This window comes from Thermococcus sp., from assembly GCF_027011145.1.
Taxonomy (GTDB): domain Archaea; phylum Methanobacteriota_B; class Thermococci; order Thermococcales; family Thermococcaceae; genus Thermococcus.
This window is the reverse complement of sequence record NZ_JALVAO010000045.1, coordinates 21057-34460: the sequence shown is the minus strand read 5'-3', so window position 1 is coordinate 34460 and position 13404 is coordinate 21057. Positions and strand designations below refer to the sequence as shown.

General features: G+C 52.4%; 15 protein-coding genes. 8 read left to right on the top strand and 7 right to left on the bottom strand.

Annotated features, from left to right (window positions below):
- Positions 1–28: 28 nt before the first annotated feature.
- Both ftsY and MVG27_RS05435 read right to left on the bottom strand, forming a co-directional pair.
- Positions 29–1015, bottom strand: a complete 987-nt coding sequence (ftsY, locus tag MVG27_RS05440) for a signal recognition particle-docking protein FtsY (protein WP_297556331.1) — start codon at positions 1013–1015, stop codon at positions 29–31.
- Positions 1016–1077: 62 nt separating this feature from the next.
- Positions 1078–1557 carry a hypothetical protein gene (locus MVG27_RS05435; RefSeq protein ID WP_297549097.1) on the bottom strand — a complete coding sequence of 160 codons (480 nt, stop codon included), beginning with the start codon at positions 1555–1557 and terminating at the stop codon, positions 1078–1080.
- 130 nt (positions 1558–1687) lie between these two features.
- Here MVG27_RS05435 and MVG27_RS10165 point away from each other — a divergent pair, with 130 nt between their 5' ends.
- Genes MVG27_RS10165 through MVG27_RS05410 form a run of 4 tightly spaced genes read left to right on the top strand, consistent with a single transcriptional unit; the run spans position 1688 to position 6515 of the window.
- A complete protein-coding gene (locus tag MVG27_RS10165) occupies positions 1688–2998 on the top strand; it encodes a BMP family ABC transporter substrate-binding protein (RefSeq protein WP_366078815.1) in 1311 nt (436 codons plus the stop codon).
- 43 nt (positions 2999–3041) lie between these two features.
- Positions 3042–4577 (top strand): ABC transporter ATP-binding protein, encoded by a 1536-nt coding sequence (locus MVG27_RS05420; RefSeq protein WP_297549095.1) that lies wholly within the window; start codon positions 3042–3044, stop codon positions 4575–4577.
- On the top strand, positions 4561–5607 hold the full coding sequence (locus MVG27_RS05415; RefSeq protein WP_297549093.1) for an ABC transporter permease: 1047 nt from the start codon (positions 4561–4563) through the stop codon (positions 5605–5607). Before MVG27_RS05420 ends, MVG27_RS05415 begins: the two co-directional genes overlap by 17 nt.
- Positions 5604–6515, top strand: a complete 912-nt coding sequence (locus MVG27_RS05410; protein ID WP_297469657.1) for an ABC transporter permease — start codon at positions 5604–5606, stop codon at positions 6513–6515. Before MVG27_RS05415 ends, MVG27_RS05410 begins: the two co-directional genes overlap by 4 nt.
- Before the next feature lie 5 nt (positions 6516–6520).
- On the opposite strand, the gene MVG27_RS05405 is transcribed toward MVG27_RS05410, so the two are convergent.
- Positions 6521–7504 carry a zinc ABC transporter substrate-binding protein gene (locus MVG27_RS05405; RefSeq protein WP_297549091.1) on the bottom strand — a complete coding sequence of 328 codons (984 nt, stop codon included), beginning with the start codon at positions 7502–7504 and terminating at the stop codon, positions 6521–6523.
- A 93-nt stretch (positions 7505–7597) separates the two neighbouring features.
- On the opposite strand from MVG27_RS05405, the gene MVG27_RS05400 reads away from it, so the two are divergent.
- A complete protein-coding gene (locus MVG27_RS05400; protein WP_297549089.1) occupies positions 7598–9400 on the top strand; it encodes a DUF4932 domain-containing protein in 1803 nt (600 codons plus the stop codon).
- Here the strand turns inward: MVG27_RS05400 and MVG27_RS05395 are convergent.
- Together MVG27_RS05395 and MVG27_RS05390 are read right to left on the bottom strand one after the other, a co-directional pair.
- On the bottom strand, positions 9382–9696 hold the full coding sequence (locus MVG27_RS05395; protein ID WP_297549087.1) for a hypothetical protein: 315 nt from the start codon (positions 9694–9696) through the stop codon (positions 9382–9384). The genes MVG27_RS05400 and MVG27_RS05395 overlap by 19 nt on opposite strands.
- A 12-nt stretch (positions 9697–9708) precedes the next feature.
- Positions 9709–10356 (bottom strand): phosphoribosyltransferase, encoded by a 648-nt coding sequence (locus MVG27_RS05390; protein ID WP_297549085.1) that lies wholly within the window; start codon positions 10354–10356, stop codon positions 9709–9711.
- A gap of 141 nt (positions 10357–10497) precedes the next feature.
- On the opposite strand from MVG27_RS05390, the gene MVG27_RS05385 reads away from it, so the two are divergent.
- The gene (locus MVG27_RS05385) at positions 10498–11289 is read left to right on the top strand and encodes an SDR family oxidoreductase (protein ID WP_297549152.1); all 792 of its coding nucleotides are present in this window, start codon (positions 10498–10500) and stop codon (positions 11287–11289) included.
- A gap of 53 nt (positions 11290–11342) precedes the next feature.
- Positions 11343–11921 carry a DUF998 domain-containing protein gene (locus tag MVG27_RS05380; protein ID WP_297549150.1) on the top strand — a complete coding sequence of 193 codons (579 nt, stop codon included), beginning with the start codon at positions 11343–11345 and terminating at the stop codon, positions 11919–11921.
- On the opposite strand, the gene MVG27_RS05375 is transcribed toward MVG27_RS05380, so the two are convergent.
- Positions 11893–12315 (bottom strand): PPC domain-containing DNA-binding protein, encoded by a 423-nt coding sequence (locus MVG27_RS05375; protein ID WP_297549083.1) that lies wholly within the window; start codon positions 12313–12315, stop codon positions 11893–11895. The genes MVG27_RS05380 and MVG27_RS05375 overlap by 29 nt on opposite strands.
- Before the next feature lie 54 nt (positions 12316–12369).
- Here MVG27_RS05375 and MVG27_RS05370 point away from each other — a divergent pair, with 54 nt between their 5' ends.
- Positions 12370–12945: a hypothetical protein gene (locus MVG27_RS05370; protein ID WP_297549081.1), complete on the top strand. Its 576-nt coding sequence runs from the start codon at positions 12370–12372 to the stop codon at positions 12943–12945.
- Here the strand turns inward: MVG27_RS05370 and MVG27_RS05365 are convergent.
- Positions 12893–13348, bottom strand: a complete 456-nt coding sequence (locus MVG27_RS05365; RefSeq protein WP_297549079.1) for a 6-carboxytetrahydropterin synthase — start codon at positions 13346–13348, stop codon at positions 12893–12895. The genes MVG27_RS05370 and MVG27_RS05365 overlap by 53 nt on opposite strands.
- Between the last annotated feature and the right edge of the window lie 56 nt (positions 13349–13404).

Below are 13404 nucleotides of genomic sequence, written 5' to 3'. Positions count from 1 at the left end.
GCGTTGGGCAAGGAAGAATAAAAACAGCTCACTCCTCCCCGAAAATCCTATCCACGAACCACTTTTCGTCGAAGGGCTTCAAATCATCGTAGCCCTGGCCGACGCCGACGAAGAGTATCGGCGCTCCAATAGCGTGGCTTATGCTCAGAGCCGCTCCACCTCTGGCATCTGCGTCGAGCTTCGTCAAAATCACGCCGTCTATTCTCACCGCCTCGTTGAACTGCTTGGCCTGTTCAACAACCGCGTTTCCGCTCAGACTGTCACCGACAAAGATAACGAGGTCAGGCTTCGTGACGCGGACTATTTTCTTCATCTCGTCCATGAGGTTCCTGTTGAGCTCGTTCCTCCCGGCGGTGTCAACGAGAACGACATCTATCCCCCTCGCCTTCGCGTGCTGTATGGCATCGTAGGCCACCGCCGCCGGGTCGGCTCCGTAATCGCGCTTGATAACTTTAACACCGACGCGCTTCGCGTGCTCTTCCAGCTGTTCTATGGCCCCGGCCCTGAAGGTGTCACTCGCCGCCACGACAACGCTTAACCCGTTCTTCTTCAGCCAGTGGGCAAGCTTCGCTATTGTCGTAGTCTTACCCGAGCCGTTGAAACCGACGAAAACTATGACAAAGGGCTTCTCCTCTTTGGAGCGAATCATCTCCAAGAGGTCGAGCTTTTTCTCGGGGGTCAGAATCTCAAGTATCGCCTCCCTAAGGGCGTTTTCTATAAGCTTGGCCTTGTTGGTTCCTATGCGGACCTTCTTCCCAACGAGCTTTTCTTTGATTTTCTCTCTGAGTGCTTCAACCGTTTCAAGAGCAACGTCCGCCTCAAGGAGTTCAAGCTCAAGTTCATCAAGTGCATCTTCAACGTCTTTCTCCTTAATCTCAACCTGAAGAAGCCTCTCAACTATACCCGGCTTTTTCTCGGTTTCAACTTTTTTCTCGACCTTTTTCTCCTCTTCCTCTATCTTCTCCTCCACCTGTTTGGTGAACTTCCTGAGCTTTTCCCTGAGCTTTCCAAACATGTTCTCACCCTGAGAAGAAATGGGGAAGGCATATAAAAAGCCCTCGGCGATAGCTGGTGTCATCACCTCTCAGACCCGAAGCCACTCGTCATCGGGCGCCTTATGTATGTCTTCCTCTCAACAACCCGGCCGTTTTCGAGCTTATAAACGTTCAAAATCTCTACTCCTACAGTTTCCCTCCGGTAGGCTATGAGGTAGTCGAGGTAGTTCCTAAGTCTGTATCTGACTATCGAATCCCCGACGTAGCGCTCCTCATAGAGGAGAACGAGCTTTTCCTCCTTGCGTTTAAGTTCAAGCCAGTGGAGCAACTTTTCCCGCTCGACACTTTTTCTGGCCAGAGGATTGACGATTAGATAAACCGGAAAGTCCGCCAGGAAGGGGTTTCCAACGTAGACTTCGCCCTCGACTGAAAAAGGAAGCCCTTCAGCTAGGGCCTTTCTTCTCCGCTTTACCCACGATTGGAAGTAAATCCTCGCTATCTTTCTGCCTCCCCCTGAGACCATCACAATGCCCGAGTCGAGGTTGAGTATCTCCCTCAGCATACGCTTCCCTTTAACTTTTGTGTCGAGGTTAAATTATTTTCGTCCGTTTGGATACAGGTGGACACCGCAAAGTATTTATCGGAGCCCTTACGAATAAACCTTTACAAAATAAGATGAGGTGTGTTAGGCTATGCGAAAGCTGTTCGGTTTGTTGTTGGTGGGCCTTATGGCCCTTAGCGTCGTGGCCAGCGGCTGTATCAGCGGTGGTGGAACTTCAACAGGAACGGCAACCAACGTACCTACAAAGATAAACATCCTATACACCTACACCGGTTCCTTTGGTGACCCTGCGAAGGGTAAGCAGGCCGCACAGGCCCAGCTTCAGCAGGGTGCTTGGGTAATTTACCAGGTCGCAGGTGGAACCGGTCTCGGTGTTTTCGAGGCCGTCGGGGACTACCTAAAGGCTCACAACAAGAAGATGGGCCCACCATTCGCGATTGGTGTCGACTCCGCCCAGGATTGGATCAAGCCAGGAGTTATAATAGCAAGCATGATGAAGCGCGTTGATGTTGGTGTCTACAACGCCGTCAAGCAAGCAGAGGAGAACCAGTTTAGAGGTGGCGTTATAGAACTTGGCCTCAAGGAAGGTGGTGTCAAACTCAGCACACTTCAAGATGTCAAGGCCATGTTCGACTCCCTCCCGCCCGATGTAAGGGAGAAGAAGCTTAAGGACCTCGGATTCCAGAACGAGGAGCAACTCCTTGAATACCTTAACAAGACCCGCCAGCAGGTTCCGGCATGGATATGGCAGGCGGTTGACCAGCTTCAGCAGGAGATAATAAGTGGAAAGATTCTCGTCCCCAAGGCTACAGCTAAAGACCAGATCGAGCTCCTTAGGAAGGCTCAGAACTGGACAGTAATGGAGAAATACGCCAAGGAGTGGGCTGCCAAGGAGCCAAAGCCAGAAACATACTTCAACAAGACCCTCAACGAGAGGAAGAACACCAAAAAGATAGCCATAGTTTACGACGTCGGTGGCAGGGGTGACCTGAGCTTCAACGACATGGCCTACATGGGTGCCGAAAGGGCCGCCAAGGAGTTCGGTCTACAGCTCACCGAGATACAGAGCAACAGCGAGAACGACTACCTCCCGAACCTCAGGAGCCTCGCCAAGACCGGAGAGTACGACATAATAATAGCCGTCGGCTTTATGATGACCAACGCGGTTAAGCAGGTTGCCAAGGAGTATCCAAAGCAGAGGTTCGTCATTATTGACGGTTACGATCCGAATATGCCACACAACGTCCAGATGGTCCTCTTCAAGGAGAACGAGGGTTCAGCCCTCGCCGGTGCCCTCGCGGCACTTATAGCGCTCAACGACCACAAGGACACCATCGGAATCGTCCTCGGTATGGAGATTCCGGTTCTCTACAAGTTCGAGGGTGGCTACCGCTTCGGTGCTTACTGGGCCCTCGACTACTACAAGAACCACAAGCAGTGAATTCTTTTCCCCTTTTTTGTTTTCCCTTTTGGAGGTGATAGGAATGGAAGAGAGAACTCCAGTGCTTGAGATGAGAGACATTGTCAAAGTTTATCCTGATGGAACAGTAGCCCTGAAAGGTGTTACGATTGAGGTTTATGAAGGTGAAATCCTCGGTCTTCTCGGCGAGAACGGTGCCGGAAAAACCACGCTCATGAAAATCCTCTTTGGTATGCTAAAGCCAACAAAGGGTAAAATCTTTCTTAGGGGAAAAGAAGTCCGCTTTAAGAGTCCCGCCGATGCTATAGCGAACGGTATTGGAATGGTGCACCAGCACTTCACCCTTGTTGAGGTTTTCAACGCCCTTGAGAACATCATCCTCGGAATGGAAGGACACGGCTTACTCTCGAAGATTGACGTGGAAAATGCTAGAAAGAAGCTCCAAAAGCTAATGGACGAGCTGAACTTCCAGGTTCCGCTGGACGTTCCCGTTGAAAACCTTCCCGTCGGAGTCCAGCAGAGGATTGAAATTTTAAAGATGCTATACCGTGATGTCAACATTCTGATTCTCGACGAGCCCACGGCTGTTCTTACCCCAATAGAAGTCAAAGAACTCTTCGCAGTCCTGAGAAAGCTCAAAGAACAGGGAAAAACAATCATCTTCATCAGCCACAAGCTCAACGAGGTCATGGAGATAACGGACAGGGTTACGGTCATAAGGAAAGGGGAAGTCGTCGGAACCGTCAAGACGAGCGAGGCAACGCCCCAGCTCCTCGCGAGGATGATGGTCGGAAGGGACGTCGTTCTAAGAATCGAAAAGCCCCCAAAAGAGCCCGGGGATGTTGTGTTCAGAGTTGAGAACCTCTGGGTGAAGGGAGACAGGGGAGAAGAAGCAGTAAGGGGGCTCACCTTCGAGGTTCGCGCTGGAGAGATTTTTGGCATAGCAGGTGTTGAGGGCAACGGTCAGAGCGAGCTGATAGAGGCCATAGCGGGATTGAGAAAGGTGGAAAAGGGCAAGGTTTACCTCAAAGGCGTTGACATCACCGGCAAAAAACCCAGAGAGCTCTACGACATGGGAATGGCCCACATTCCGGAGGATAGAACCCACATGGGATTAATTCTGGAAATGACAGTAACCGAGAACTCCATCCTCGGAATGCACTGGAGAAAGGAGTTCTCGAAGGGTTTTCTACTCGACTGGAACAGGGCAGAAGAACACGCGAAAAGGCTGATTGAGGAGTTCGAGGTCAGTGCTCCGGGAACCAAGGCACCAGTTAAAAGCCTGAGCGGTGGAAACCAGCAGAAGCTCATAGTGGCGAGGGAAGTAAGCAAGAAGCCGGAATTTATCATAGCGGCACAGCCAACGCGCGGTGTTGACGTTGCCTCGACAGAGTACATAAGAAACTACTTGGTCAAGCTGAGAAACGAAGACAAGGCAGTTCTTCTCGTCTCGGCCGACCTCGATGAGGTTCTCCAGCTCAGCGACAGGATGGCCATAATGTACGAAGGACAGTTCATGGGCATAGTGAAACCCGATGAAGTTACCGAAGAACAGATTGGACTCATGATGGGAGGTGTTAAAGTTGAGCCTCAAAAATGAGCTCAGGGGATACGCAAAGCCCGTTGCTGAGAGCGTTCTAGCCATCCTCATAGGTGCGTTTGTTGGAGCACTCGTCCTCTGGTTCAGTGGCTATAGTGCTGGTTCCGCCTATTACTGGCTTATAAAAGGCTCACTGGGATCAATAGACGGTATTGCGGAAACACTGAGCAAATCCGCCCCGCTAATACTGACGGCGATAACCTTCGCGATAGGTGCTAGAACCGGGCTCTTTAACATCGGTGCCGAGGGAACCGTTTACTTCGGTGCGATAGCGGCTATAATAGTAACCCAGTATCTCCAGAACCCAATAGCGGGCCTCCTAGCTGGCCTTCTCATTGGAGCCCTGTGGGCCCTTCCAGCGGCAGTTCTTAAAGTCTACCGCGGAGTTCACGAAGTTATCTCAACGATAATGTTCAACTGGATTGCCTTCTTCCTCGTCAGCTGGCTGGCCGTCAGCGTTTACTACAACCCTAAGGACCCCAACAGTACACTTCCAGTTCCCCCCTCGGCAAGGTTGCCTCTCCTTGTAAAGAACACGAGCCTTTCATGGGCGTTTGTAATCGCAATAATAACCGCGGTGATTGTCTTTGTGGTGATGTGGCACACCAAACTCGGCTACGAACTCAGAACCAGTGGTCAGAACCCGAGGGCGGCGGAATACGGCGGAATAAACCCCAAGCGCTCGGCAATCTGGTCCTTTGTCATTGGAGGAATGACCGCGGGATTAGCTGGTGCAGGGATAGTGATGGGCACGCCCCCAAGCTATGCAATAACCCAGGGACTGGCCAACGTCTACGGCTACGGTTTCGATGGAATAGGCGTTTCTCTTGTCGGAAGGAATCATCCGCTCGGCATAATTTTTGCGGGAATACTCTTCGGAGCGCTGAGCGCTGGAGCGACGGCAATGCAACAGTACGCCCACGTTCCCCTTGAGATGGTCAAAGTCATCGAGGGAATCATCATCATAGCCGTTGCCGTTCCCGGTCTGCTCGACATATTCGCAAAGCTCTTCAGGAGGGGGAAGGCATGAACGAGACAATGGTAATCAGCCTTCTCCTCGGGTCACTCGCGGCGATGGTTCCTATAGCCCTGACGAGCATAGGCGCGGTGATAAGCGAGAGGGCCGGTGTCGTCAACATAGGCTACGAGGGAATTCTGATGTTCGGGGCATTCTTCGGGGCAATCTTTGCAGAGTTAGCCGGCAACGGCTGGATTGGCCTTCTTGGCGGTGCCTTTATCGGACTCCTCTTCGGTGTCCTCCACGGCGTCTTGACGGTTTACCTGAAGGGCGACCACGTGATTCCCGGCATAGGCCTCAACCTCCTTGGCTACGGTGCGGTGGCCTTTGGAATAAGGGCCTACTGGGGAACCGCCGGCCAGCACCAGGTTCCCAGTAATGCCCAAATTAGCCCGCTGTGGATGGACGCCTTCGGAAACTCCCTGAGCCCCCTCGTGCCAATAACTATAGCGGTCGCGATAATAGCCTGGTGGGTGCTGTTCAAGACGCCATTCGGCCTGAGAATAAGGGCGGTTGGTGAGAACCCCGAAGCGGCCGATGCACTCGGAATAAACGTCGAGCTCTACCGCTTCACTGCAGTTTTAATAGCGAGCGCCTTAGCTGGAGTTGCAGGGGCTTACCTCAGCGTAGACTGGCTTGGAACGGTGACCAAGACGATAGCCGCTGGAAGGGGTTTCATAGCCCTGGCCAACATGGTCTTCAGTGGCTGGAATCCGCTGATAGCCCTTGGAGGAGCGTTCCTCTTCGGATTCTTCGACAACTTCGCCATCTACATTCAGAACAACCCATGGCTCGCCGGAACGATACCCTGGCAGTTCATAGCGACCCTGCCCTACGTGGTGACACTGATAGTGGTCGCGGGAATAATAGGAAGGGCAAGGCCACCCAAGTGGGACGGAAGGCCCTACAAGCGCGAGTGATTCTTTCATTTTTTCAATATCACCCCGAGAGCTGTCCCCAGAACAACACCCGTAACAAGGGCAAGGAAAGCGTAGGTAACGGCGGTGTTTTCGCTTTTTTCCGGCTTCTCCACGTTCTTTGGAGTTGATATTGCCCTGAGTATCGAGGCTGTGTTCTTTATCAGCCATTCAGTATAGTTTCCGGAACTCCAGAAGACCGTTATCTCTGCCAGGGGCTTTCCGCTCTTTTGGGCAAGTTCAATAGAGGCTTTTTTAAGCTGTTCCGGGCTGTCGGAGCCGTAGACTATAAGCGAGCTCCTCTCAGCCTGGGGGAGTAGTTCATCGACACCAACGGCAGGAACTTCTTCTTCAGGTTTTATTGACGCTATAGCCTTTATCCCGAGCCAGTCGAGGGCGTACTCATCGGGGGGCATCTGGATTACAGCGGTGGCGTTTTTTGGTGCGAGGGACTTGTAGGCCTTAACTATTGCCAGAACCCTCTCCCCGAACTTTTCGAAGTCCCTTTGATAAGTCTGCGCGTTCGCCGGGTCAACTTCAATCAGCGCTTTTTCAGTGGCCTCTGCTATGGCTATAGCGTTATATGGGTCGAGCCAGACGCCGTGTGGGTTGTCCTTGTTGTGATACCAGTATTCCTTTGCATAGTGAAAGCCGTATTTCATGTAGTCACCCACGAAGAGGGCCTTCCCAGTTATCGTTCCTTCCTTTTCAAGCTCGGCAATCCTCTTCTCAACCGGCAGGTGTCCCCCGGTGGTCACTATAACTCCCGCCCGGGACAACAGCTCGACCTGTTGAGCCGTCAGCTGGTAGTCGTGGGGGTCCACGCCCGGGGGGACTATAACTTCGACGTTTACGCCCGGAAACGCCTCCTGAACTATTGAGGCTATTGGTGCTATTGTAGCAACCACAGTAACGCTTTTCTCTGCTGAGACACCGTTCACTGGAACGAGGCCAATCATCAGCAGGGCAATTACTATTAACACCCTTCTCATCTTAGGTCACCCTAACCCATGTCGGACTGTCCGTTTTAAAACCTCCCCCGCAACCCTTATAACCCATTCCATTCACTACCACTAGGTGATGTCATGAAAAGATTCCTCGCGTGGGTAATTCTGGCGATTTTTATGATGTCGCTTGAGATCCCTGGAACGGTTTCACTTAGGGTTACTCCCAACGTCAGCGTTGAAATAGACCCGAACGCTGAACTGCTTGGAATAGTCTACTACCTCGCCTTTGGAAACGACACCTTCGTCATAAACAGGGGAAGCTATCTGGCCGATGTCGAGGAGCACTTCGGAAAGTTCAGAGACTCAAGGGCGGTGTTACTCTTGAAGGCATACATGTCTCAGGCGAGAAACATTCCCGAAAGGGACTACCTGCTTATGAACCTTGAGTACTACCTCCTGCTCTGCTCGAATCCCCCTGAGATTGAACCCCTAACGCAACTCAACTACCCGTGGTTCGAGGACACTTTTCTCCCGGCCCTCGGGGAGTTCGCGAGAGAAACCAACTTCACGGCCTTTTACAAGGCCCATGAGAACTACTACGCTGAGGACCTGAGGATTTATGAGAACGCCCTCAGAATGCTCCCTCCCGATGAGTTCATGGCCAGAAACGCGGGGGTTCACAACGTTACCTACGAGTTCCTTCATCCATATCTCGTCGCAGTTCACGGCCACAGCTTCAGCCCCGAAATCAACGGCACGGAGATCTGGGGTGCCGGTGGGATGCTTCCCCTCGTGAGGAGAACTCCCCAGAGAACCCTCTGGAGCTACAAAACGGCGAGAGACACCATGTTCGGCCTGCCCCTCAACAGGGACTACGTTGTGAGCGAAAACCTAAACGAGCTCCTCTACCTAGGCTTTATCTACCACGAGCTCGGGCATGACGTCACTGTCCCGGAAATCTACTCGTATCCAAACCTGACAAGCCTTACCTACTTTGTCGATGCAATTAGGAAAGACATGCCCTACCTCAGCAGATACGACATGCACTTCTGGAGCAGAACTGGAATGCTCTACGAGGGCTTTGCCGACGCCTGGGAGGACTACGCGATAAGTCACGTAGACGAGAACTACACCCTTCTGGCAATCAACATGCAGAAGGCCTGGGGCGAGTTCTGGGTCGGGTGGCTCCTCAACAGGACGGCCTACTATTCAAAGCTGAGCAGGAAAACTGGAAGGCCCTTCTCAGACTACGTCTGGGAAATCCTCGACGAGATGAGGAAATTTGCATCACCAGAGAACGTCAGCGAGGGTTACTCAAGGGAAGTTCCGGTTACACCCCTGAGGGCCTTCGACAGAGGGGCCGAACTTGGTAGGGTTGTGGTCGTTTACGGAACGGCCAATCCCGACCCGAGCGGGACTGAGAAAGACAAGGAGACCGCTGAAAGGATAGCGGAGAACCTTGAGAAGTTCTACTCTCAGTGGACGTCGCCGGTAAATGTCGTTGTGAAACCGGACGTTAACGTTACGGAGTCCGACCTCGAGGGAGTTATCGTACTCGTCGGTGGTCCTGTCTCGAACCGGCTTGTAAATGAACTCGACGAAAAGTTTCCGCTCCGCTTCGAAAAAATGAATGGAGAGTGGGTTTTGACCCACACGAGGAACGTCACGAGTTTTCTCCTTCTTGGAGAGAACAGCACGTTGAAAAAGACCTATGGGAACGTTACCGTCGCCGTTGGAAGCCTGAAGAACGTTTCCGGGGCGAGCGTTTTAATGGCCATCAGGAATCCATACAACGAGAGCAACTACCTAGTCTGGGTCGCCGGCGAGAACAGGAACCTGACGGCGCTCTTCGAGAACCCGACCTACTACCTCAGCAGTTACGAGATATGGAGTAAAGAAGGAATAGAACTGGGGTTCTACGTTCAGCCGGTTTCTTCCTGACCTTCCCCTTTCTTTTCGTCGAGGTTATCGCTCTTTATGTGTGGCTTGCCGATGGCTATCGTAAAGCCCTTGAAGGAGTCGTCCTTTCTGTTGAACTCTATAGCCAGGGGCAGGCCGTTGTCCTCGTTGAAGACTATCCGAACGATTCTCGCCCGGGAGTGGTCGTTGAGGTAGTCCTCCTTTAAACTTTCGTAGTTGTCTATGACGCTGTCTATGCTCTCGCTGTGCATGTCGTAGATTTCCCGCGCGTAGACGCTGTGGTTCCTGATTTCCTGAACTTTCTTTTCCCTGTCCAAAATACCACTCCCTCAGGCTTTGCGCCATTTCCCGTCGCGGAACTTAAAAACCTTCCTCCTCTCTGCAATCCTGAGAGCCTCTTCAAGCTTGCCCTTTGGCACGTCCATACCGTGGAGTTCCCTGAAGAGCTCGACTATCTCGTCGGTAGAAACCGCTTCCTTCTCCTCAAGGATGTTGTTCACCAGGTTAATCATGTCCTCAACGAAGTTCCATGGGAAGACTATCCAGGCCCAGTCTATCTCCTCGCCGAAGTAGTCCGGCTTGAAGCGCGAGCCCTTGATTGTGAGTAGCGTCGCGGTTCTTATCTCCTCCGGCTTCTGGCTCTCCACGTAGTTCTTCGCGAGGGTTAGGCTTTCACCTGTGTCGCTGATATCGTCGACAATGAGAACCTTCTTGCCTTCCAGCTTGTAGTTGCTACCGTACTTGAGCCTGGCCTTGCCGTCCGGTGTCGCTGTAACGCCCCAGTGCTCGACCTTGAGACTCACCAGGTCCTTAACGCCGAGGTAGTCGCAGTAGAGCCTCGCCGGAACCCATCCACCGCGGGCAAGACCGACTATAACGTCCGGCCTCCAGCCATCTTCCAGAACCTTCCATGCCCCTTCCTTAGCCCATCTTTCAATGTCCTCCCAAGAAGCGAGATACGCCGGAAACTTCTTCATTGGATTTCCCTTAACGGAGCAAAAACGACCTTTTATTTAAGGTTTTTGGCGAGAATTTTGACTTCCCCTTGTTAAACCCGAGGTCAAACGTCCGCCCCAAAGGTTTTTTATTTCAGGTCCGAATTACTAAGGGTGGCCCCGATGATTGGAATAGACCTCTCCGGAAAGCTGGCCTTCACGACTGCATCGAGTAAGGGTATAGGCTTCGGCGTGGCCAGGGTTCTCGCAAAGGCCGGTGCTGACGTGATTTTGCTCTCCAGAAGCGAGGAGAACCTGAGGAAGGCGAAGGAGAGAATAAGAAGGGAGAGCGACGTTGAGGTTCACTACATAGTTGCAGACCTTACAAAGCGCGAAGACCTTGAGAGAACGGTGAGGGAGCTCGAAAACATAGGCGAGCCGGATATATTCTTCTTCTCCACCGGCGGGCCAAGGCCGGGCTACTTTATGGAGATGAACATGGAAGACTGGGAAGGCGCCGTTAGGTTACTCCTTTACCCCGCGGTCTACCTGACAAAGGCCCTCGTTCCGGCGATGGAGAGGAAGGGCTTCGGCAGGATAGTCTACTCCACGAGCGTGGCCATAAAGGAACCGATACCCAACATAGCCCTCAGCAACGTGGTCAGGATTTCGATGGCCGGCCTCGTTAGGACTCTAGCAAAGGAGCTCGGGCCGAAGGGGATAACCGTCAACGGGATAATGCCGGGCATAATAAGAACAGACAGGATGATACAGCTGGCCAAGGACAGGGCCCAAAGGGAAGGGAAGACCGTTGAGGAAGCCCTCCAAGATTATGCAAAGCCGATACCCCTCGGAAGACTCGGCAAGCCTGAGGAGATAGGCTACCTCGTGGCCTTTCTCGCGAGCGAGCTGGGAAGCTACATAAACGGCGCCATGATTCCGGTTGACGGAGGAAGGCTTAACTCGGTGTTCTGATGTCCAAAGCGCAACCCTTTTTGTCTCCTTGATTTTACCCGAATGTGGTGGCGATGAGAAAGAGCCCGCTCTACGCGGGAATCCTAGCCCCAATTGTCGCGCTATCGGGAATTGGGGTGGGTGTTTTCCTGAACCGCTCCTGGTGGCAACTCACGGAAAACGCGATAAGCGACCTCGGAAGGCTTGGCCTCAGGTACAACTGGGTTCTAAACGTCTCCCTTGTAATCTCTGCGGTTTTGGCAATTTACTACGCGATTGGCCTTCTGGGAGAAGTCAGGAATCTGATTGAGAAGGCAGGAATTGCCATTTTCATCGTCGGCCTTGGCTTCCTCGCGCTAATCGGCATATTTCCCGAGGGAACTTCACCACACTACTACGTCAGCTGGGGCTTCTTCGTCTTTTCAAGCCTTGGTCTTCTCATAGCCGGAATCGGGATTGGCCTGTCTGGAGAGAAGGGCCTGGCAGTGTTCACCGTCGCGCTCTTCATCACCGGCTGGGTTCTGGCAACGTGGGCAAGGAACCACTTTGCCGGAGTTGCACCCGCCGAGTTCGTAGGGGTCTTCGGAATCGTTGCGTGGCACTACACACTAATATGGAAAAGGTTCACAAAGGTTCTTCGTCCCAGAGGCTGAGGTTATTACCTCTCTCCTTCCTTACCAGCGGCTCACCAACGAGCTCCTGAACGTAGAGCTCCGCAACAAAGACCTCCCCCTTCATGAGGTGCCCGCCAAAGACGTCGCCGTTCGCGTTTCCGAGGGTAACGTGGAGGTGCGCAAAGGGTTTCCCATCCTTGATGCTGACGTTACCCAACAGTGTCAGCAGTTCAAACGTCCCAAAGAGCTCGATTCTCTTGTAGGCCTTAATCTCCTCGGAGTAATACCCAACCACAGGGTTTCTGAGCGAGCCAATGCCCTTAACTATGGCGGTTTTTATCCCGTTCTTTTCGGCGAAACCGTTCACAAAATCGAGCAGGTCAACCCCTTCCGGAACCCTGAGTAGAAAGACCCTTCCCGGTTCAAACTCCATGTTTCCACCCCAAAGCTAATAAAAGCGCAACAATTTAACGCTTTGGGTGGTTCGATGGAGGTTAAAGAGGCTATTATGGCGATACTTCCCGAACTTGAAGAACTTGACGAGGTCGACTTCAGGCAATACTCCCCACCGTATCCGAACCTCCTGAAAGCATTCCTCGAGAGCGGGAAAAAGGGCCTCTCCGAGTTTGAAAAGTTTGCCGAGAGTACCGTGGGAAAGGAAGCGGTTGGAGGAGTTCTTCTCTCACTGCTCCAGTATCTTCTCATCAGATACCGCCGTTTTGGGGATTACAGCGTTGTGAAGCCAGCCATAAAGGTTTTCCTAACCCTCAAAGGGTGGCTACTCGAGAATGGCTTTGAAAAGGAGTGGGACAGGGTTTTAGGGTCTTTTATCGGCTACATAGTTAGCATGTTACCCCTCATAGCCGAGCGCGAGGAGGGAGACATGGCTCTTGCCTACGCAAAGCTTATCGAGGACCTCACAAGGGAAGCCTCGGAGAAGTTCGATGAAGAATACTACCACGAACTCCTTGAGAGGGTCAACGAATTGAAAAAGGATATAGAGGGAAAAACTAACGCTCAAGCAAAACCTCGGCGTAGCTCCTTGGGTCCTCCCAAACTTTGACAAGAATTTTTTTCACGTTTTCTCCCGCCTTCTCGGCTATCCTCTCCGCGAACCACTCCGCTATGTATTCTGCCGTCACGTTGGGCTTGTCAAGGATTACGACTTCGTCTTCGGGGAGCTCTATCCTCTTGCCGTTCTTCTCGACTGTGACCCTGCCCCCGCTTCGCTGGACAACCCACTTCTCGCTGACTAGAATCCGGTGGTCGAGGAGCTTCACTAGATTGCTGAGGTGGTTGAAGTCGAATATCATGCCGTTCTCGTTAAGCTCACCCCATATCTCCACGTCAACATTGTAGGTGTGGCCGTGTATCCTGAGGCATTTGCTCTCGTATGGCAGGGCAAGAAAGTGCGAACTGTCGAAGTCTTTGTGCCAGCCTATCTTCCTTTCCACCAGCCTGAACATACTCCCACCCTTTGCCGTTTTCCCGTTAAGGTTATAACCCTAACTGGACAAATTGA

What these genes read in the sequence shown, in the direction of transcription:
- MVG27_RS05435 (WP_297549097.1), bottom strand. Translation starts at nt 1,557, where the DNA reads ATGCTGAGGGAGATACTCAACCTCGACTCGGGCATTGTGATGGTCTCA.
- MVG27_RS05380 (WP_297549150.1), top strand. Translation starts at nt 11,343, where the DNA reads ATGAGAAAGAGCCCGCTCTACGCGGGAATCCTAGCCCCAATTGTCGCG.
- MVG27_RS05385 (WP_297549152.1), top strand. Translation starts at nt 10,498, where the DNA reads ATGATTGGAATAGACCTCTCCGGAAAGCTGGCCTTCACGACTGCATCG.
- MVG27_RS05420 (WP_297549095.1), top strand. Translation starts at nt 3,042, where the DNA reads ATGGAAGAGAGAACTCCAGTGCTTGAGATGAGAGACATTGTCAAAGTT.
- MVG27_RS05365 (WP_297549079.1), bottom strand. Translation starts at nt 13,348, where the DNA reads ATGTTCAGGCTGGTGGAAAGGAAGATAGGCTGGCACAAAGACTTCGAC.
- MVG27_RS05375 (WP_297549083.1), bottom strand. Translation starts at nt 12,315, where the DNA reads ATGGAGTTTGAACCGGGAAGGGTCTTTCTACTCAGGGTTCCGGAAGGG.
- MVG27_RS05390 (WP_297549085.1), bottom strand. Translation starts at nt 10,356, where the DNA reads ATGAAGAAGTTTCCGGCGTATCTCGCTTCTTGGGAGGACATTGAAAGA.
- MVG27_RS05410 (WP_297469657.1), top strand. Translation starts at nt 5,604, where the DNA reads ATGAACGAGACAATGGTAATCAGCCTTCTCCTCGGGTCACTCGCGGCG.
- ftsY (WP_297556331.1), bottom strand. Translation starts at nt 1,015, where the DNA reads ATGTTTGGAAAGCTCAGGGAAAAGCTCAGGAAGTTCACCAAACAGGTG.
- MVG27_RS05400 (WP_297549089.1), top strand. Translation starts at nt 7,598, where the DNA reads ATGAAAAGATTCCTCGCGTGGGTAATTCTGGCGATTTTTATGATGTCG.
- MVG27_RS05370 (WP_297549081.1), top strand. Translation starts at nt 12,370, where the DNA reads ATGGAGGTTAAAGAGGCTATTATGGCGATACTTCCCGAACTTGAAGAA.
- MVG27_RS05405 (WP_297549091.1), bottom strand. Translation starts at nt 7,504, where the DNA reads ATGAGAAGGGTGTTAATAGTAATTGCCCTGCTGATGATTGGCCTCGTT.
- MVG27_RS10165 (WP_366078815.1), top strand. Translation starts at nt 1,688, where the DNA reads ATGCGAAAGCTGTTCGGTTTGTTGTTGGTGGGCCTTATGGCCCTTAGC.